The sequence below is a fragment of the Limnohabitans sp. Rim28 genome (assembly GCF_000293865.2).
Taxonomy (GTDB): Bacteria; Pseudomonadota; Gammaproteobacteria; order Burkholderiales; family Burkholderiaceae_C; genus Limnohabitans_A.
Genome location: NZ_ALKN02000055.1, coordinates 1 through 500, shown reverse-complemented (window position 1 = coordinate 500; position 500 = coordinate 1). Strand labels below are relative to the sequence as shown.

1 pseudogene is annotated in these 500 nt (G+C 66.0%); it reads left to right on the top strand.

The window, feature by feature from the left end:
• Positions 1-500: pseudogene (locus B472_RS17165) on the top strand (hypothetical protein); the annotation flags it as partial.

The following is a 500-nucleotide window of genomic DNA, read 5'->3' as shown; positions in this document are numbered from 1 at the left end:
AACGCCACACTGACAACGGCGCAAAGCGAACTGGATGCAGCGCAGACGGCGCTTGCTAACGCGCTGAGCGCCATGAGCGACCCGGCCACACCGGCGCAATTACTGGCGGTGGAGACCGCGCAAACCACCCTCCTTGGCAAGGCGGCAGCGGCGACCACAGCGGCCAATGCAGTCAACGCTGCCGTGACGGAAGCCAACGAAGCGGCTACAGCGGCGGGCGAGACGATCAACACATCGGCCATCGGCGCAGCAGCGGCAGCCGCATTGACGGATGCGGGCACGGTAGCTGCGGCCACCACGGCCAGCGAAGCGGCTACAGACGCTGAAGTGGCCAAGTGGGTGGCTCAGACCAACACTGCGAACGCCACACTGACAACGGCGCAAAGCGAACTGGATGCAGCGCAGACGGCGCTTGCTAACGCGCTGAGCGCCATGAGCGACCCGGCCACACCGGCGCAACTGCTAGCCGTAGAGACTGCCCTGACGGTGCTGACGGCCAA